The organism is Gammaproteobacteria bacterium (ex Lamellibrachia satsuma) (assembly GCA_019623805.1).
Lineage (GTDB): Bacteria > Pseudomonadota > Gammaproteobacteria > Chromatiales > Chromatiaceae > QGON01.
In genome coordinates this window covers 1,319,302-1,338,378 of the sequence record CP053680.1, presented here as the reverse complement: position 1 = coordinate 1,338,378, position 19,077 = coordinate 1,319,302, and the positions used below count along the sequence as shown (strand labels likewise).

Below are 19,077 nucleotides of genomic sequence, written 5' to 3'. Positions count from 1 at the left end.
AAAAAATGAACAATAAAAGCCAGTTACCTGGAATATATTAGAGTATTAATATATACTTTACGCGTTATTGTGATAAGTCTAGTCTATGCTAGACTCAGTAGTTACTCATATGTGAGTAGGGTATTGTATTGATGACTGAAAAAGAGAAGGCTGTAGCTGAAAAAACTGCTGAAGCCGACGAGAATAAGCGTGAACAATACGGCATGGATAGACTTTCCATGGCCTTTGAAACCAGCGCAAGGCGCTGGGAATTGATTGTTTACCCGTCACTTTTTGCTTTTATTTTACTTGCCGCCTATGGATTCTATCTGATCTTTAGTTTGGCGAAAGATGTCCATTTTCTTGCTCTCAGTGTCGATTCCAACATGAGTATCATGGCAAGTAACGTGCAGAGTATGACCGACAGTGTGGGGCAGTTGACTGCAAATGTGCGCACCATGGCTGTCAGTGTTGATTCGATGGCTCAGGATGTAAGGACTTTGGAGCCTATCCTGTCAAGTATGGATACCATGAGTGATTCGATGAAGTCCATGACCGAGTCAACCTACTACATGTCGCACGATATGCGTTCGATGAATCGCAATATACGGGATGTATCCAGACCCATGACAAAGTGGAACTCGTTTATGCCGTGGTGACATTCTTGCTGGTCTTAGCTGAAAAGCCCTGCCGGGACTCCCTGCGGGGCTTTTTGTTGCCCGCCAGGAAGCCTGAAATGTTTTGATTTTTCAGCTGTCAGGATTGCTTGAAGTCATAGCTGATGGTAGGGGAGGGTTCCTGCAGGAAATAGCCCCTTATATAGTTCACCCCAATAGACCAGAGTATCGCCAGACTGTTGGCATCTTCAATGCCTGTGGCGACAGTTTTTACGTTGTAGGATTGGCCAATCCTGTTTGCTTCATTGAGCGCATCCTGCTTTTCCTGGTTGCCAGCCAGGTCATCAAGAAATTTTGGATCGAACTGAATGTAGTTGATCGGCAGGTTACGCAGCAATGTCTCCGGTTTGGGGGTGAGTCCAAAGTGGTCGATGGAGAGTTGGCATTTGATCTTCTGTAGGCCTTCAGTCAGTTTCTGCACCTGTTGCAGATGAGCGCGTGCGTCACTGTCGCTTATCTGGAAAATGACCCAGGGTCCCTTGGCCTCGAATTCTCGCAGGCAGTCACAGATCCATAACAGCAGGGTATCGTCTTCCAGTGTTGTGCCGGAGATGTTGATAAAGAAGTTGATCTTGCGCCCATTCTTCCGCTGTGCAGAGAGTTCAGCAATGGCATGCCGGATAACCCATCTATCCACTGCAGCCATCTTTCCCATCTCATCGGTTTGCTTGAGAAAATAGTTGGGCTGAATTTCCTCATTGTTGTGATCGATGAGTCGCACCAGTACCGCGTAGTTTTCCCTGGTATCTCCCTGTAAGCTGATAATGGGTTGGTAGACCAGTTTGAACTGATCGTTTTCAAGCGCGTGCTGGATCAGGTGGCTGAGATCTGTCTCGTTGCCGGCTTCATCCTCTTCTTCCTGCTGGGTCGCTGCGATGGAGACAAAGAACTGATTTCCACCCTGCTGACGCGCATTTTCGCATGCATGGTAGGCGAGGTTGAGGAATTCCTGGCCCCCGGCTATTTCCGGCAAAGAGAAGGCGATGCCAACGCTGCTGGTGGGGCTGATGTAATTTGCAGTCTCGGCGTATTTGCGAGCATCGATCTCGTTGCAAATGCGAACAGCGAGTGATTCCACTTCCTGTCTGTCTGTCAGCGGTGTAAGTAGAGTAAATGTGTGATCCCCGAAGCGGGCAAGCAGATCGTCAGTATGGGTCAGGCCGGTCAGGATATCTGCGACCTCATTGAGCACGCTGTCACTTGCTGCAATTCCGGCGCTGTTGCGAATCTCCTGAAAATTGTCCAGTGTGATGTAGAGCAGGCTGTGAGTCGCTGAATCCTGATCTTGCTGCTGACGAGTGGTTTCCTCCAAAATACTGAGAAAGTGTTGCCGATTGTAGAGGCCGGTATGTGAGTCCTGGGTGCTTAGCAACCGCAGCTTATCCTCTAGCTGTCTGTCGTTCGTTTGGTCACGAATAACCAATTGGGTACAGGGTTCTCCATCGATACTGGCAGGGGAAAAACTGAGCTGGGCGGAGAACTCCTTTTCATCGTCACGAAGGCAACTGACCTCTATCTCTGCATTCTGTTCATGATCTGCGGAAAGGGAGCGTAGAATTTTTTTGAATTTCTTATGTTCTGATGGGGCAATCATATCGAGGATCGGCAGACCTTCAATCTCCTCTTGCTCAACCTGACCGAACATCTGGAGATAAGCCGGGTTTGCCTCGACATGCATGCCCTCATGGATATAGGCAATGGCTTCACGTGAGCTCTGGATCAGTGTGTGGCAACGTGATTCTGCCTCATTCAACAGATTTTTGGTTTTGTCGAGTTTTCGCTTCGTGAGCAGGCTGCTGAATTCCCGTTTGACTGCCAGGGTGAGATGTTCGCCGTTTTTGCGTGCAACGACATCCTTCACGCCTTGGTTCATGGCGTAAACGATGAACTCCTCATTGCCTGGGTCGCTTAGGACGATTACCGGAACAGCAACGCCATACTTCTGGAGTAGCGACATCAGATGCTCGATGCCGATATCACCTGATTCGGCAGTATAGATCACCATGTCGAGCGATGAAGCGGAACGGACCTCCTTGGCAATTCGTTTATCGTCCTGATCCAGGCGATTGGCGTGAACCGTTACACCTGAGTTGCGCAGGGATGAGATGTAACTCTCTACCTCAGTCATGGCGTTACCGATGATGAGTATTTCGATCGCTGGATCAGGCATGCACGATTATCCTGCAGTTAAGCGGAATGATTTTTCCCACTTGAGACTACTGCCAAGTAAATGAGGGGTCAACTGAATTGGTCTGGGAATTTGTGCTGGCGCACGTTTTATCGGCCGATCCCAGCTTCTATTGTCGAAAACTTAGTGTTCTTTCCTTCTTGCACGAACAGCGCTGGCCAACGCCTCAAGTAATGGTGTGCTGTCATCCCAGCTGATGCAGGCATCGGTGATGCTTTGGCCATAGGTCAGAGGTTTGGCCTCTTCACGGTCTTGTCTGCCGGCGACAAGGAAACTTTCAATCATTGCCCCCATGATACGCGTATCACCGCGGCTGATCTGGCTGGCGACATCCAGGCCAACTAGCAGCTGGCGCTTATGCTGCTTGCGGCTGTTGGCGTGGCTGAAATCGACCATCATACGTGGTTGCTGACCGGTAGCTTCCATCTCATCTGCTGCAATATTGATGCTTTCGGAGTCGTAGTTTGGCCGGCTTCCTCCGCGCAGAATGACGTGGCAATCATCGTTGCCGCTAGTCGAGAAAATAGCGGAACGTCCCTCTTTCGTGACTGAAAGAAAATGGTGCGGTCTGGAGGATGAGCGGATGGCATCGAGAGCGACCCTCATGCTGCCGTTGGTAGCGTTTTTGAAGCCCACCGGGCAGGAGAGTCCTGAGGCCAGTTCACGATGTGCCTGGCTTTCTGTGGTGCGGGCGCCGATAGCGCCCCAGCTGATCAGGTCTGCAATATATTGCGGGCTGATCAGGTCAAGATATTCGGTGCCGGCAGGAACGCCGAGATTATTGATGTCGAGCAGCAGTTTCCTGGCCAATCGCAGGCCTTTATTGATTTCAAAACTGTCATCGATATCCGGGTCGTTTATCAACCCCTTCCAACCGACGGTGGTGCGTGGTTTTTCAAAGTATACGCGCATGATGATCTCAAGCTCATCTTTCAGTGCTTCACGCACCGGCTGCAGACGTTTGGCGTACTCCAGTGCGGCTTCCGGGTCGTGGGCCGAGCAGGGACCGATGATTACCAGCAGTCGATCATCCTCGTCGTGCAGAATGCGGTGTACCGCCTGTCTCGCAGCATAAACAGTATCAGCGGCCGAATCGCTGATGGGAAGCTCTTCATGCACCTGGGCAGGGGAACTCAGTTCTATGATCGCTTTGATGCGAAGGTCGTCAGTCTGTTTCATGCGGATCGGATGATCACTCGGTTTGAAAATGTTCAGGTGAACGAGAAATTATACACGCTATTGTAGGTTGGGATAAGCGAAAGGCGAAAGGTTAAAGGATTGGGTGCTTGAGAGTTCCAAGCGAGCACCACCCATTGTCATCAAATATCGGAAATCCTTTTCGCCTTTATTTTACTTCGTCAGCGCCATGAAGAGTTTGGGTAGCTGCTCGGGTAGTCGCTCGACACGGTCGATGACGGTGTACTGGTTGCCGAAGATGTCCTTCACGTACTCGTCGGCCTTGGGGTCGAGGTTGATGCAGTAGGTGTAGATGCCTTCCTGGTCGGCTTCGACTACCGCCTTGCGGCTGTCTTCGATGAGTTGCCTGTCATCATTGGTATCTATATCTGCAGGTTCGCCATCGGTAAGAATCAACATCAGTTTTTTGTCGGCCTGGCGTGCGCTAAGGTAGTGGCTGGCATGGCGTATGGCGGCGCCCATGCGGGTGGACCAGCCGGCATGCATGCTGGCCAGACGTCCTTTGACCGTGTCGTCCCAGTGTTCGCCGTACCCCTTGATGTGTTGGTAGCGCACCTCGTGGCGGGTATTGGATGAGAAGCCAGCTATGGCAAAAGCGTCCCCCAATTGTTCGATGGCCCAGCCAAGCAGGGTGACGGCCTCTTTGCTCAATTGCAGAATCGACTGGTCGCAACCGGCGGGAATCTGGTCGACCGATTCTGACAGGTCGATGAGCAGCATGACGGCCAGGTCGCGACCGTCGGTGCGGTGGCTCATGTTGATGCGGGGGTCGGGTTGGGCACCGCTCTTGAAATCGATGAGGGAGCGGATGGCGACATCCAGGTCGAGCTCGCTTCCCTCTTCCTGATAGCGGATGCGCACCAGTTGCTGAGGCTTGAGCAGATCGAGCATTTTTTTCAGTTGCTTGGCCAGGCTGCTGTGTTTGGCCAGCAGTACGTCTATCTCGGCAGGGTTACCACCGGGATGCAGGCTTTCGTAGAGGCTGACGTAATCTGGGTTGTAGGTCTTGGCCTTGTAGTCCCACTCTGGATAGTGGCGGGGCGGCAGACCTTCAAGTTTCTCTTCTGACGTCTTGCGTTTCGATTCGGCGTCAAACATCTCCTCTTCATCGCCCTCTTCGATGAAGATCCACATGTGGCGGTTGTCGTCCCGGTAACTGACTTCTGTATCTTTGAAGTAGATCTTTGCGGCGAGATCGGCTTGACGGCGAGTACGGGCAATGTAGGAGATGGCCAGGCCGGAGATCTCCTTGGTGTTTGATTCGCTCTCAGCCATGATTTCGTGAAAACGCTGTACGAACTCAAGCAGATCGGGGTTCTGATAGCCGTGGTCAGGGTTGAGCAGGGCGTAGGAGAACATCGCCAGACGGTGGCGGATGCAGGACTCCTCTTCAGAGTGGCAGTCGTCTTCGATGGGCTTGGGGTGTAGCGCCGTCCAGAGTCTCCGCAGGCCGGGGTAGTGTCGCATCGCCAGCATCTCTACCCGTGAGTCCTCGAACATCTCGATGGCGACCCGTTGGAAGGGGCTGAAGTTATCTGCCACGATCTGCCGTGTCCAGGTCTTGTGAGCGGCGACGTGGGCCAGCAGGGCACGATAGCGGTTGATGCCGCTGACTCCGTTGAAGTCGTCGTAGACATCGGGTACCCGGACCCCAAGTGGATCGTAATAGGGCATGGGTTTGCGCAGTTCGTCGAAACCTTCGGAGTAGGGTACCAGCTGCTCTTTGATCTCCCACAAAGCCTGCATGTAGTAGTCGAGTTTGCGTTCGTTATCGTAGAAGAGCGTGCCGTGACGCTCGCGTTGCAGAATGGCGCGGCTGTCGGCGGACTGCAGGCTGAAGTAGTCGATCTGACGCTGTGGATTCTTGGTGTAGTTGCGAACACCGTAGTCGATCCAGTTTTTCAACCCGTTGCAGGATAGCTGGCTGAGCAGATAGGGCATCTTCTTCAGCAGATCGGGGAGCGAAGGGCTGGGGATGGTGGTGTGAAAGCCGTGGACGGAGCCAGTGGTTCTGTCCATGGTATCCATGATCAGCTTGACGTAGTTCTCAAACAGCTCAAGGCTGCCGAGCCGGCGGCTGGCCTCGGGCAGTACCTGGAGAAAAGGCAGGATTGCTTTGCCGTTGGGGCTGCGGGAGATACGCCAGACGCTCTTGGAGACCAGGGATAAGGCGGCCTCACCCACATGGACAGCCAACTGTGGCATCTCTTCGAGGTAGATGATGACAGGCTCAACCCCGCGGCCGATCTTGCAGGCCATGGAGGCGCCTTCCAGATAGTCATCGACACCCTGCTCGGAGAGAAGGGCGAGCGCCTCTTCCATGCAGTCGCCGAATATCGGGTCCAACTGCTCGAAACCACATGAGAGTTGATCGCGATACTGTTCTAGCTGATCTGAGTTGATTGGCATGCCACACCTGTTGCCGGGGTTGTTTGAATATTGGGTCCGCAGTAACTATTCAGCGCATTTCAGCCTAACCCGACAAACTGCTGTTGGGTTACGATACGCGCGAAGCTTGTAGGTAAAATGATCATTTGGAGTAATGCGCATCTAACCAAACCTACAAAAAAAGCACATAATTAAAATCAAGCTGAATCGTTGCAGTCTGTGGATAAATAACCAAAATCAGCCAAAGACCGCATCGATGGCATGGTCCAGGGTGGCGACGATGTCGGCATCGTCTGTAATCGGACGCACCAGGGCCATGCGGCAGGCAGCTACCGGATCTATGCCTCCGTTGATCAGTTGCGCGGCGTAGACCAGCAGACGGGTGGAGATGCCCTCATCCAGGCCATGGCCTTTCAGATTACGGGCAGTCCCGCCGATGGTGACCAGTTTTCCGGCAATCGTCTCGTCAATGCCGGTCTCTTTGGCCACGATACCTGACTCCAGGGAAGCGGAAGCATAGTCAAAATCAAGGGCGGAGAAACGCTGCTTGGTTGACTGTTTGAGATCCTTCATCAGTGATTGGTAGCCGGGATTGTAGGAGATTACCAGCTGGAAATCGGGGTGTGCGGTGACCACCTCGCCCTTCTTGTCCAGGGGCAGGGTGCGGCGATGGTCGGTCAGCGGGTGGATCACCACCGTGGTGTCCTGACGTGCCTCGACCACCTCGTCGAGATAGCAGATGGCGCCGATGCGGGCAGCAACGGTGAGTGGGCCGTCCAGCCAGCGGGTGCCGTCGGCATCGAGCAGGTAGCGTCCCACCAGGTCAGAGGCGGTCATATCCTCGTTGCAGGCCACTGTGATCAGGGGTTTGCCCATCTTCCAGGCCATATGTTCGATAAAGCGGGATTTTCCGCAACCGGTGGGGCCTTTGACCATTATCGGCAGGCGCGCTGCATAGGCAGCTTCGTAGAGCGCTACCTCATCGGCCTGTGACTGATAATAGGGTTCTTCTTTGATGAGATACTGGTCAATTTCGCTCATATCCTACGTCCATCTCGATTAGTTGTCTGGTGCAGATTACACACCGCCAAATAACTATGTACCCTACCGATTTTCGGAGCTGCAACCAAGTGGAAAATCCGCTCAATGATTGAGGGAAGGCAACAGTTTTCCATTTAAATCTGCGTATTGCACAGAGCCGACTACACTTGGACTCTTAGGGACTCTGTTTTTCATCGACTTGACACATATTGTGGTGGGCCCCATTCTGGATCGGGGAGCCTGTGGTCTGTTCCCTGGCGGATGCCGGCCGTTTTGGCCGATCAGAAATATTACTTCAGTGAAGAGGCCTGAAAATGCCAACAGAGACCCTGACTGCGCGTTACAGCCTGGGTGAAGAGATTGCCCATGCAGTTACTCATGGTGTGGGCATTCCTCTCAGTATTGCGGGGCTTGTCATCCTGGTGACTTTCTCTTCGCTCTATGGCGACGCCTGGCACATCATCAGCAGTACTGTCTATGGCGTCACTCTGATCCTCTGCTACACCGCCTCGACGCTATATCATGGTATCCCCTTGCCGAGGGCGAAGCAGTTGCTGAGGCAGCTGGATCATGCCTCCATCTTTCTGCTTATCGCGGGTACCTACACACCATTTACCCTGGTCAATCTGCGGGGTCCATGGGGCTGGACGCTTTTTGGTCTGGTCTGGGGTATTGCGCTGGCCGGCATGGCACTCGAATTGATTGCCCGCAAACGCTATAAGCGTCTCTCCATCAGCCTCTATCTCGGGTTGGGCTGGCTGGTCGTCATCGCTATCCAGCCGATGCTGGAGTCTGTCGGTACCGGTGGACTGCTTCTGTTGTTGGCCGGTGGGCTCTGTTATTCGCTGGGTGTCATTTTCTATGTATGGAAGCGTTTGGCCTACCATCATGCCGTCTGGCACCTGTTCGTTCTGGGTGGCAGCATATTCCACTTTTTTTCCATACTTTTCTACGTCGTGCCGAATGCTCCCGGATGAGATCATCTGACTGGACGATTTTTTACGTTGCCAGTTTGCTCTGTTCAATTAGTTGGGCTAATAGTTCGCTGCCGCGACGTGTCAGTTTTTTGCACTGACGCTTGTTCAAATTACCTATTCCCATCTGTTTGAGTATCTCTTCACAGATCTGTCCTCCGGCCTCCTGTTCCAATATCTCATGGTAACGTGAGGCCAGTTCCTTGATCTGTCTGTTACCGCCTTTCTGCGGTGCTTTCCCCGCGACCAAACCGAATGCTGCCGCACCACCGGTGAAGACGCCGCAGGTGGCCTTTTTGTTGCCCATGCCGCCGCATAGGCCACTGGCAAGGCCGGCAACCTCAGTTTTGGCGCTGTTGGGATAGATATCGGCCATGGCGAGCAAGATCGCCTCTGAGCAGCAGTAACCCTCAGCGAAATAGTGCTCGGCACGTTCTCCCGAGCGGAGGATACGCTGATTGCTTTTGTGATCTTCGTTCAAGGTGTTGACCTGGGTCTGTCCTGGGGGGGGAAAGAGTAGCATACAAGTTCAGGAGGCGGGGTCGGGTGACAGGGTGAGCTATGACCGAAGGTCCAGTGGACCTTCGCAGCATGGCGAACGACCGGACAGGAAGTCCGGGCTGGGGGTGAGTAAGAACGCCTAAGTTGCGCCAGGGATGGCGAGACTTTCCCCACTTACGAGGTGACAGGGCGAGTCTACCAAATTATTGTTAAATAGGAATTGACGCGTTTCCGGGTCGACGCAAACTTTGGAAACCTGAAACCAAAAAAAGCCCCGCTGAAGCGGGGCTTTTTCGTACTGTTTGTACAGTAATCGATCGATTACTTGTGTACGCCCAGTTTGTCACGCCATCCTGGGAAGAGAGCGTCAGAATCGTGCTCGAAGGACTCGAAGGCACGCGCGAACTCTTTGTGCTCTTTCGCGTACTCGATTGGGTCTGCACCCTCTTTCCAGCAGTCGTAAGCCTGACGCAGAGAGGTCGCGCCCGCAGCAGGAGAGTCGATGTGGCCGTAAGAACCACCACCAGAGGTGTTGATCACGTTGCCGTGGCCCAGGTTCTCGAAGAAGCCTGGCAGACGCAGTGCGTTCATGCCGCCGGAGATGATTGGGGTGGTGGGCTTCATGCCGTACCATTTCTGGTTGTAGAAAGGTCCCTGGCACTCATCACGCTCAATCATGTAGGCGATAACCTTGTCGGATGCATCACCTTCCATCTTGCCGTAACCCATGGTGCCTACGTGGATACCGGAAGCACCCTGCAGACGGGACATCTTGGCAAGAACGAAGGCGGTGTAGCCGCGCTTGGAAGATGGAGAGGTGACAGCACCGTGACCGGCACGATGGTAGTGCAGGTACTGACTGGCGTACTGACGACGGGCGGTGGTGACCATACCGGGACCACCAACATAACCATCAACCAGGAAGGCAACCTTGTCTGCATCCGGACCAAAGGTTTCGAGGATGAAGTCTGCACGGGCACACATTTCGTAGTGGTCATCAGCAGTGATGTTTGCAGAGAAGAGCTTGGCTTCGCCAGTCTCGTCCTGAGCGCGCTTCATCGCATCATATACCAGTGGGTAAACCTTCTTGGCGGGGCAGAAAACCTGGTTGCCCTGGGGCTCATCATTCTTGATGAAGTCGCCACCAAGCCAGAACTGGTAAGCCGCTTCAGCGAAAGGCTCGGGACGCAGACCAAGCTTGGGCTTGATGATGGTGCCAGCGATGTAACCGCCGTTCTCAACCGGGCGACCCAGGATGCGCCACATGTCAGTGATGTCTTTTGCGGGGCCGTCAAACAGCTGCAGCATGCGGGGGGGCATGTAGAAATCCTGCATCTGGGCGTTCTTGATGTCACCCATGCCCTGGTTGTTACCGATAGCCAGGGTCAGGAAAGAGACCAGCATGGTGCGGCCGTCTGTAATGTTGCGATCAAAAAGATCGTTCGGGTAGGCGATCTTCATGATGCCTTCGGCTTCATCAATGAAGTAGACCAGCGCGTCAACACCCTTGGTGAAGTCGTCGGTGGTGGATACTTCTACGTTGGTGCCGGTAGAGGATTCAGCTGCAAAGTGAGCAGCAGCTTCCAGGTAACCATAGCCCTCAGCAGGTACCATGGTGTAAGCAACTAGGACGTGGTTGCCATCGGCAATCAGGTTATCTTCGTTCAGAGTCAGGTCTGAATAACGACCAGTTTGATCTAATAACGCCATTGTTCGCTCCTAAATGTTTCGAACGTGAAGAAACAGGGATTCCGGTGTGGATGCCCCATCACTAAATGAGGACAACCCCGAAATGTGGGAGGCAATTTATAGTGGAATCATTCATAAGTGAAATCAAAAATATTAATCCGAATCATAAGTAATAATTTATGATCTGCTCGGAAAACCAGTTTCAGACTGATTATGACGACAGGAAACGAACAGGATTCAGTCGGCAATTACGACCCGGTTGCGCCCGGCTCTCTTTGCCTGGTGCAAGCTTCGGTCAGCCGAGGAGAAAAGGGTGTTGGGTGAGGATTTCTCCGCTGGCGATGTGTAACCGCCGCCGATGCTGATGGTTATGTTGACCAGTCCCCGGGTTGTGAAGTGATCGGTTTCAGTGAAACTCTCCCGTAATCGTTCGGCGGCCGTTGTCAGCTCTTTCCTGCTGTCGACGGCAACCAGAGCCGCAAACTCCTCCCCACCCCAGCGGTAGATGTTGTCTGCTGTGCGCAGGACTTCAACGATTCTGCGGGCTGTACCCTGGATAACCTCGTCGCCGACAGCATGGCTGTAACGGTCGTTGATGTTCTTGAATTTGTCGATATCGATAAAGAGCAGTCCAAGTCCCTCCTTGGACCGTTTGGCATGGGCCACCCGCTTTTCCAGATCCCGTTCGAAGAGGCGGCGGTTGCCTAGATGGGTGAGGCTGTCTTCGGCGGCCAGCTGCCGCAACTGGCAGTCGATGCGGTGACTGAGAACACTGATAATATCCTCCGAGGCGGCCTCCATGTCTATCAGATAGTCAGCGATGTTGAAGGGGCGCCTGGCTTTCGCTTCGCTCAGGATGCGAACCCCCAGTCGATGCAGGCGCTCGTGAGCAGCCAGAAATGCGTCCTGCTCACCTTTCGGGATCTGATTGATGCCACCTTTTTTTAACCACTTGCCCAGGGCACAGGTGTCAGAGGTCATGGGCAGTTTCTCATCGTCCAGTGGTTCGCCCAGTGCCAGTGCGTAGGCACGCAGTTTCCATTGGTAGTGATCGATGTAGGCCTTTTTCAGGCCGCTTGGCGAGATGTCGCCATGGTCTGTAGAGCAAGGCTGCTGTAGTCTGGCCAGGTCAAACTCAGCGACCCGGCGTAACCTATCGAGAGTATGAGCCAGATGAAAGACCATCGATTGCACGGATTGGGTGAGGTCGATGACGCGGCAGAGGGCTTTTGCCAGGTCTGTCTGGCCCTGTTTTTGGGCGATATCGATAAACAGATGTCTCAAGGTGCTCTGTGCGGCCAGCGCGTGCTCAGAGCTCATGCCTTTTTTATGCCAGTGGATCGCCTGGTTGTATTGTATCGAGCAGAAAGTTTCATCGTAGCTGCCGCCGATATAGGATTCGCAGACGCCGTCCAGCAAAGGATCACCATTTTTCTCTGTCCAGCCGAGCTGCTCCCTGAACCATTTGTAAAAGTCAGTGCGACAGTGGTCGAGAGATGCACGAAGATTGTGTTGGTGTAATTTTATCAGCCGGCAGTCGCTGCCCGACAGACCAATGGTGATACGCAGTTTTCCGGCATGGCTCATGGTGATCGTCGGTTCATGGTGTTAGATGCGGCCTCGGTTACTAAATTGAAGTATAGGTGATAAATTGCTGTGACTTGTGCCATATCGTGACTTAACACCCCGTAAACTATGAAGAATGGGATGGGTTTACTTTGTGGTTGCGGCAGGCGACTTATAAATAGATGAGACACAATTATGCATGTGACGCTTAGACAGCTGTCTGTCTTCGAAGTGGTTGCCAGACGATTGAGTTACACGCGTGCGGCGGGTGAATTGCATCTCAGCCAGCCTGCGGTCTCGATGCAGGTGAAACAGTTGGAGGAGACGGTCGGACTGCCGTTGTTTGAGCAGACAGGGAAAAAAAATCAGCTTACCGAGGCTGGGCGGGAAGTCTATCAATACACCCGCGCCATCTTTGGAATGTTCGAAGAGATGGAGGAGGTGCTGGCGGCGCTGAAAGGCGCTGATACCGGGCAACTCGACATTGCAGTCGCCAGCACCGTCAACTACTTTGCACCGAGGCTTCTGGCGGCCTTTCATCAGCGCTATCCGGGCATAGATCTGCGTCTGGACGTGACCAATCGAAAGCAGTTGATGGCGTTGCTGGAGGCCAATGAGACCGACATTGTGTTGATGGGACATCCTCCTGAGAGGTTGGAGCTCGAATCGGAAGCGTTCATGGAAAACCCTCTGGTGGTGATAGCGCCACCAGGCCATCCTCTGGATGGGACGCCGGGGATTCCCCTCTCCCGTCTTCAGGATGAGACCTTCGTTATGCGAGAGAGCGGTTCCGGCACCCGTCTCGCGATGGAGCGATTCTTCAAGGAGCATGGTCTCGAACTCAAGAGTGGCATGCAGATGACCCGCAACGAGGCGATCAAACAGGCGGTGCGGGCAGGCATGGGACTCAGTGTGGCTTCAGAGCACACTATCGAACTGGAAGTTGAAACGGGGCGTTTGGTGATCCTTGATGTCGAGCAATTTCCGATTCGGCGCAAGTGGTATATGGTCTATCGGAAAGGCAAACGGTTGTCGCCGTCTGCCGTTGCCTTCCGGGATTTTGTCCTGGCTGAGGCAAAAAACATACGTCGTGAGGCGGTGTGAAATGCGTCTTCGGTTCTGATGCGTTAAACTAACCCGTTACACTATCACCCCAAATTATAGAGTTGGCAGTTGATCGATTCGGTTAGATTTGATCTGAACAGCTACCTTTTGGAATTGGCGCTAAATGTCTGAAACTGAAAACCCGCAAACTGGCGACGCTGTGCCTTCCGGCGGCTACGGTTTGCTGGAACAGGTCGATCTGCCTGCGGACCTGAGACGTTTAGAGCCCTCCCAATTGCCGCAACTGGCAACCGAATTACGCCGGTTTCTTATTGAAACAGTCTCTCAGACGGGTGGTCATCTGGCTGCTGGGCTGGGCGTGGTGGAACTGACCATCGCACTGCACTATGTGTTTGATACCCCGGCAGACCGGTTGATCTGGGATGTCGGGCATCAGGCCTATCCCCACAAGATTCTTACCGGACGCCGTGAGCGCATGCATACTCTGCGCCAGAAAAGCGGTCTATCCGGTTTTCCCAAACGCACCGAGAGCGAATATGACGTCTTCGGTACGGGGCATTCAAGTACCTCTATCGGCGCCGCCCTTGGGATGGCGGTTGCGGCGAAGCAGAGGTGTGAGTCCCGCAAAATCGTCGCAGTGATCGGGGACAGCGCGATGCAGGCCGGGATGGCCTTTGAGGCACTGAACCATGCAGGTGCCCTGGATCAGGATCTGCTGGTGGTGCTCAACGACAATGATATGTCTATCTCCAAACCGGTTGGTGCCTTCAGTAACCATCTGGCACGCTTGCTCTCCGGGAATTTTTATACTCGGGTGCGCGAGGGCGGAAAGTCCGCGCTCAGCCATTTGCCACCGCAGTTGGGTGAATTGATGGGGAAATGGGAAGAGCATATGAAGGGCATGGTGATGCCCGGCACGCTCTTTGAAGAGATGGGCTTCAACTACATTGGTCCAATCGATGGCCATGATTTGGAAACCCTGGCCAAGACCCTGCGCAATATGCGCAAGATGTCCGGGCCGCGATTGCTGCATGTGGTAACTCAGAAGGGACGCGGCTTTAAACCCGCTGAGCAGGACCCCTGCTTCTATCATGGAGTAACGCCGTTCAACCCCGCCACCGGTGTGATGCAAAAAAAGAGTGGTGGGCCAACCTATACCCAGGTCTTTGGCGACTGGCTTTGTCATGCGGCGGCAGAAGATGAAAAACTGGTGGCCATCACGCCTGCCATGTGTGAAGGCTCCGGTTTGGTTGATTTCTCCCGACAGTTTCCCAGGCGCTATTTCGATGTCGGCATCGCGGAACAGCATGCCCTGACCTTTGCTGCCGGTCTCGCCTGTGAGGGAGTGAAGCCGGTGGTTGCCATCTACTCCTCCTTTTTACAGCGGGCCTACGATCAGTTGCTACACGACATTGCCCTGCAGAATCTCGATGTCACGTTTGCGGTGGATCGTGCCGGCCAGGTGGGTGCGGATGGCGCGACCCATGCCGGCAGCCTTGATCTGAGCTTCGTCCGGGTAGTGCCGAATATGGTGGTTATGACCCCGGCAGATGAAGATGAGTGCAGCAGGATGCTGCAGGCCGCCTACGAATACGTGGGGCCGGCGATGGTTCGTTATCCCCGGGGAAGCGGCCCGGGCGTGGCAGTCACTCGCCCCATTCAACCTATGCCGCTGGGCAAAGGTGAGATTCGGCGGGTTGGGCAGCGGGTCGCCCTGCTGGCCTTTGGTTCCCTGCTGGCGCCGGCGCTGAAGGTGGCGGAGTCCCTGGATGCCACGGTTGCTAATATGCGCTTCGTAAAGCCGCTGGATGAGGCGCTGATTCTCGATTTGGCATCACGGCATGAGATTCTGGTGACCCTGGAAGAGAACCTGGTTCAGGGTGGCGCAGGTTCGGCGATCAACGAGTATCTGGCCAAGGTTGGACATCAGGTGCGGGTGATGAATCTTGGTCTGCCGGATCGATTTATCCATCATGCGAGCCACCAGGAACAACTCAGCGAATGTGGTCTGGATGTGGCGGGTATTCTGGCGTCTGTGAATCAGGCGTTGCAGGCGAATCCGCTGAAAGCAGTGAAATCGTCTGCCTGATACGACCTGTTCTTATGTTCGATGTTACCCCGATCCCCAGTTTCGATGACAACTATATCTGGCTGATATCCGAGCCGGATGTCTCTTTTGCAGTTGTGGTGGACCCCGGAGAAACGGGGCCGGTAGTGGCATACCTGGAGCAGGCATCCCTGGAGCTGGGTGCAATTCTGGTGACTCACCACCACTACGACCATGTCGGTGGGATTCCCGGCCTGCTGCAGCGGTTTCCGGGCATCGTGATATTCGGTCCTGCAAAGGAGCCGATACCCGGCGTGAACCGGCGGGTAACCGAGGGTGATCTGATCGAACTACCCGGAATGACGACGAGGTTCAGGGTGCTTGATACCCCTGGTCATACCGCCGGTCACGTCTCCTATCTCGGTGAAAACGCCCTGTTTTGCGGCGATACGCTCTTCGCGGCCGGATGCGGGAGAGTCTTTGATGGTACGCATGAGGCACTGGCCGCATCACTGGTGCGTTTTGCCGGTTTGCCTGCGGAGACCCGGGTCTACTGCGCCCATGAGTACACGCTGGATAACCTGGGTTTTGCCGCCTGGGTGGAACCGGAGAGCGAGGCAATCAAATTGCGCTTGCTGGCAGACCGGGCCAGCCGGGAGTCCGGCAGGCCGACTCTCCCCGCACCGCTGGCCACCGAACTGGCCACCAACCCCTTCTTGCGAACAGGTGTGAGGGATGTGATAACCGCCGCTGAAGGTTACACCGGAAAAAAACTTTTCGGTGATGAAGCGGTCTTTACCGCGCTGCGAAACTGGAAAGACCGGGAATACGATTAGGGCCATTGACGGCCAAAAAAAACCGCGGCGACCTTAGACCGCAGCGGTTTTTTTTCGGAGGCAGGCGCTGGACCTAACGCGCATCCATCAGCTGTTCGATGATTGGTTGCAGGATGATCTCCATGGCAAATCCCATCTTGCCGCCGGGCACAACGATCGAGTTACGGCGTGACATGAAAGAGCTGTCGATCATGTTGAGCAGGTAAGGGAAGTCGGTGCCAAACTTGCCAACATCCTTAAAACGGATAACCACGAAACTCTCGTCGGGTGTTGGGATATCACGTGCGATGAAAGGGTTGGAGGTGTCAACCGTGGGTACGCGCTGGAAGTTGATGTCCGTACGTGAGAACTGTGGGGTGATGTGGTTGATGTAGTCGGGCATGCGTCGCATGATGGTGTCGACGATGGCCTCCTCGCTGTAACCACGCTCGGCGTTATCCCGGAAGATCTTCTGAATCCACTCCAGATTGACGATAGGGACTACGCCCACGCCCAGGTCAACGTGCTGGGCGACGTCGTCATTGCTGTCCACTGCCAGACCATGCAGGCCTTCGTAAAACAGCAGGTCAGTACCTTCCTGGATCGTCTCCCAAGGGGTGAATTCACCTGGTTTTTTGTCAACGCCGAGACGAGCGTTGTGTTCGGAAGCCTCGTCTTCTGAGTGCAGGTAGTAGCGTTTCTGCCCGGCACCAGTCTCGCCGTATGTCTTGAACAGCTCTGCGATCTTATCGAAACGGTTTGCTTCGGGGCCGAAATGGGACATGCCGCCAGCCATCTTCTTGCGCATCTCGACGCGGTCATAGCGGTGGAAGCTGTCGCCCTCGACTATGGCGGGGGTGAAGCCGTCGCGGAAGAAGATGTGCTCCAAGGCACGTTTGACGGTAGTGGTGCCGGCGCCGGAAGAACCGGTAACGGCTACGATTGGGTGTTTCTTAGACATGAATTACTCCCCTATGCAATCGTTTTGACCTGGCCGGAAACCGACCCACTAAGGGTGCGGTGCTGTTCGGATTCCGGCAAGCCATGAATTCTGAGTGGGGCCAACTATACCACGGAGAAAGGGTAATTCCACCGGGGCGGAAGGGATAGGTAAAAGGCCCACCCGTTGGTGGGCCTTTAGAGTTGAATCAGAAGAGGTGCGAGTTGATCCAGATGTGGGTGAATATGCTGGCCACGTAGCCCAAGGCTATCACCGGCATCCACTTCATGTGGCCAAAGAAGGTGTATTTGCCCCGGGCCTGACCCATCAGCGCTACGCCGGCGGCGGAGCCGATGGAGAGCATGCTGCCGCCGACACCGGCGGCCAGGGTTGCCAGCAGCCATTGACCCTCGGACATGTCTGGCATCATGGTGAGTACCGCGAACATCACAGGAATATTATCAACGATGGCGGAGAGCACACCCACCGCCACATTGGCAGGGGTGGCATTCATCGCAGGGCTGAGGCCCATGGTGACGCCCCACTGGGTGTACATGACATCTGAGGCCAGTGCCAGGTAGCCGATGAACCCCAGGCCGCCGACACAGAGCACCACGCCATAGAAAAAGAGCAGGGTATCCCACTCCGCCCGGGCAATTTTGTTGAAGACGTCGAAGGCGATGGGGTCACCCAGCTGCCCGTCGTGCTCCAGTTCGGTGGAGGCGTCACCATTGGTGGTGATCAGCTCTTTGTGGTAAGTCTTTTTCAGGTAAAAGCCAAAAAACTGAAGGTAGGCCAGGCCGGTCAGCATGCCGACCACGGGGGGCAAGTGGATGAAGTTGTGGAAACTTACCGCGGTGACGATGGTGGCCAGGAACAGAACGATGATGCGTTTGGCGCCGCGCTTCATTTCGACATCTTCGCCGCCGCCTTCAGGTTTTTCATTGGGTACGGCGAAGGTCATGATAACTGCTGGTACCAGCCAGTTGACCACTGAGGGGACAAAGAGATTGAAGAACTCGAAAAAGTCGACGGTGCCCTGAGCAGTGGTGATGTTTTTCTGCCATACCATCAGGGTGGTGATGTCGCCGAAGGGACTGAAGGCGCCGCCTGCGTTGGCTGCAACCACAATGTTGATGCAGGCGAGCAGTACGAACTTGTTGTTGCTACCCCCAACTGCCAGTACCACAGCGCACATCAGCAAGGCAGTGGTCAGGTTGTCGGCGATTGGGGAGATGAAGAAGGCGAGTCCGCCGGTAATCCAGAAGAGCTGCCGGAAGCCGAAACCCTTGGCCACCAGCCAGGAGCGCAGCTTTTCGAAAACGTTGCGTTCATCCATGGCGTTGATATAGGTCATCGCCACCAGCAGGAACAACATCAATTCGGCGTATTCGAGCAGGTGGTGGCGTACCGCCTCTTCTGCGGCGTTGGGCAGGCCGTGTTGTTGGTAGTACCAGGCAATGATGGCCCAGATCAGGCCTGCAGCCAGAATCACCGGTTTGGATTTGCGCAGGTGGGTGAACTCTTCCGCCATTACCAGCAGATAGGCCACCACGAAGATGGCGATTGCCGTGAAACCCACCCAGTGGTCGGTAAGAATCAGGTGGTTTTCACCACGTCCTGACGCAAGGCCGATTCCAGGTAGAATCAGGAGTAGAAGTGGTAACAGGAATCGCACGGCGCTTGCTCCTTTGGAAGTTATTAGTGTCGTGATTGGCATCATTTTGCGGGCGACATTATAGTCGAGATGCTGCCTTCATGTCCTTTAGTAACGGCAGGATTTTATATCACTTTAGCGTATGTTACTGCAGATTTATTGAATCGCTGCATTACTAGTCGGTGTGCCCTCGTAAAAAGTAGTTAATTAGGATAAACTTATCTGCTACCCGAATTATCGATGGGCAGCGCTGGGTCGGTTTGCTGGAATACAGGGTGTCAGGCATTCCTCATCGTAGGATTCCGCTGCTCATTCTGTAGCTAGATAGTGGTAATTAACTTTATTTTTTTCAG

General features: G+C 54.2%; 14 protein-coding genes. 5 read left to right on the top strand and 9 right to left on the bottom strand.

Annotation, left to right across the window (positions count from 1 at the left end):
* Positions 1 to 203 precede the first annotated feature (203 nt).
* Positions 204 to 638 (top strand): hypothetical protein, encoded by a 435-nt coding sequence (locus HPY30_05595; GenBank protein QYZ67926.1) that lies wholly within the window; start codon positions 204 to 206, stop codon positions 636 to 638.
* Between the two features lie 97 nt (positions 639 to 735).
* Here HPY30_05595 and HPY30_05590 read toward each other — a convergent pair whose 3' ends face one another.
* The 4 genes from HPY30_05590 to HPY30_05575 form a co-directional block, all read right to left on the bottom strand.
* Positions 736 to 2,826 carry an EAL domain-containing protein gene (locus HPY30_05590; GenBank protein QYZ65500.1) on the bottom strand — a complete coding sequence of 697 codons (2,091 nt, stop codon included), beginning with the start codon at positions 2,824 to 2,826 and terminating at the stop codon, positions 736 to 738.
* Between the two features lie 141 nt (positions 2,827 to 2,967).
* Positions 2,968 to 4,023, bottom strand: coding sequence for a 3-deoxy-7-phosphoheptulonate synthase AroG (aroG, locus tag HPY30_05585; GenBank protein ID QYZ65499.1), 1,056 nt, complete (start codon positions 4,021 to 4,023; stop codon positions 2,968 to 2,970).
* Between the two features lie 171 nt (positions 4,024 to 4,194).
* Entirely contained in the window at positions 4,195 to 6,450 is a 2,256-nt protein-coding gene (locus HPY30_05580) for a VWA domain-containing protein (GenBank protein ID QYZ65498.1), read from the bottom strand.
* A 216-nt stretch (positions 6,451 to 6,666) separates the two neighbouring features.
* On the bottom strand, positions 6,667 to 7,470 hold the full coding sequence (locus HPY30_05575) for a CbbQ/NirQ/NorQ/GpvN family protein (protein QYZ65497.1): 804 nt from the start codon (positions 7,468 to 7,470) through the stop codon (positions 6,667 to 6,669).
* A gap of 314 nt (positions 7,471 to 7,784) precedes the next feature.
* Between HPY30_05575 and HPY30_05570 the strand changes: the two genes are divergently transcribed.
* Positions 7,785 to 8,447: a hemolysin III family protein gene (locus HPY30_05570; GenBank protein QYZ65496.1), complete on the top strand. Its 663-nt coding sequence runs from the start codon at positions 7,785 to 7,787 to the stop codon at positions 8,445 to 8,447.
* 22 nt (positions 8,448 to 8,469) lie between these two features.
* Here HPY30_05570 and HPY30_05565 read toward each other — a convergent pair whose 3' ends face one another.
* From HPY30_05565 to HPY30_05555, 3 genes are all read right to left on the bottom strand, one after another.
* Positions 8,470 to 8,925, bottom strand: a complete 456-nt coding sequence (locus tag HPY30_05565; GenBank protein QYZ67925.1) for a C_GCAxxG_C_C family protein — start codon at positions 8,923 to 8,925, stop codon at positions 8,470 to 8,472.
* A 341-nt stretch (positions 8,926 to 9,266) separates the two neighbouring features.
* Positions 9,267 to 10,655 carry a ribulose-bisphosphate carboxylase gene (locus HPY30_05560; GenBank protein QYZ65495.1) on the bottom strand — a complete coding sequence of 463 codons (1,389 nt, stop codon included), beginning with the start codon at positions 10,653 to 10,655 and terminating at the stop codon, positions 9,267 to 9,269.
* A gap of 216 nt (positions 10,656 to 10,871) precedes the next feature.
* Complete coding sequence (locus HPY30_05555; protein ID QYZ65494.1) at positions 10,872 to 12,221, bottom strand: sensor domain-containing diguanylate cyclase; 1,350 nt, start codon at positions 12,219 to 12,221, stop codon at positions 10,872 to 10,874.
* 174 nt (positions 12,222 to 12,395) lie between these two features.
* Here HPY30_05555 and HPY30_05550 point away from each other — a divergent pair, with 174 nt between their 5' ends.
* The 3 genes from HPY30_05550 to gloB all read left to right on the top strand — a co-directional run bounded on the left by HPY30_05550 (position 12,396) and on the right by gloB (position 16,148).
* Positions 12,396 to 13,304, top strand: coding sequence for a LysR family transcriptional regulator (locus HPY30_05550; protein ID QYZ65493.1), 909 nt, complete (start codon positions 12,396 to 12,398; stop codon positions 13,302 to 13,304).
* Between the two features lie 124 nt (positions 13,305 to 13,428).
* Positions 13,429 to 15,354: a 1-deoxy-D-xylulose-5-phosphate synthase gene (gene dxs / locus HPY30_05545; GenBank protein QYZ65492.1), complete on the top strand. Its 1,926-nt coding sequence runs from the start codon at positions 13,429 to 13,431 to the stop codon at positions 15,352 to 15,354.
* Positions 15,355 to 15,368: 14 nt separating this feature from the next.
* Positions 15,369 to 16,148: a hydroxyacylglutathione hydrolase gene (gene gloB, locus HPY30_05540; GenBank protein QYZ65491.1), complete on the top strand. Its 780-nt coding sequence runs from the start codon at positions 15,369 to 15,371 to the stop codon at positions 16,146 to 16,148.
* 73 nt (positions 16,149 to 16,221) lie between these two features.
* Here the strand turns inward: gloB and HPY30_05535 are convergent, their stop codons facing one another.
* Positions 16,222 to 17,088, bottom strand: a complete 867-nt coding sequence (locus HPY30_05535; GenBank protein ID QYZ65490.1) for a phosphoribulokinase — start codon at positions 17,086 to 17,088, stop codon at positions 16,222 to 16,224.
* A gap of 187 nt (positions 17,089 to 17,275) precedes the next feature.
* Positions 17,276 to 18,787, bottom strand: a complete 1,512-nt coding sequence (gene nhaD / locus HPY30_05530; protein QYZ67924.1) for a sodium:proton antiporter NhaD — start codon at positions 18,785 to 18,787, stop codon at positions 17,276 to 17,278.
* Positions 18,788 to 19,077: the final 290 nt, after the last annotated feature.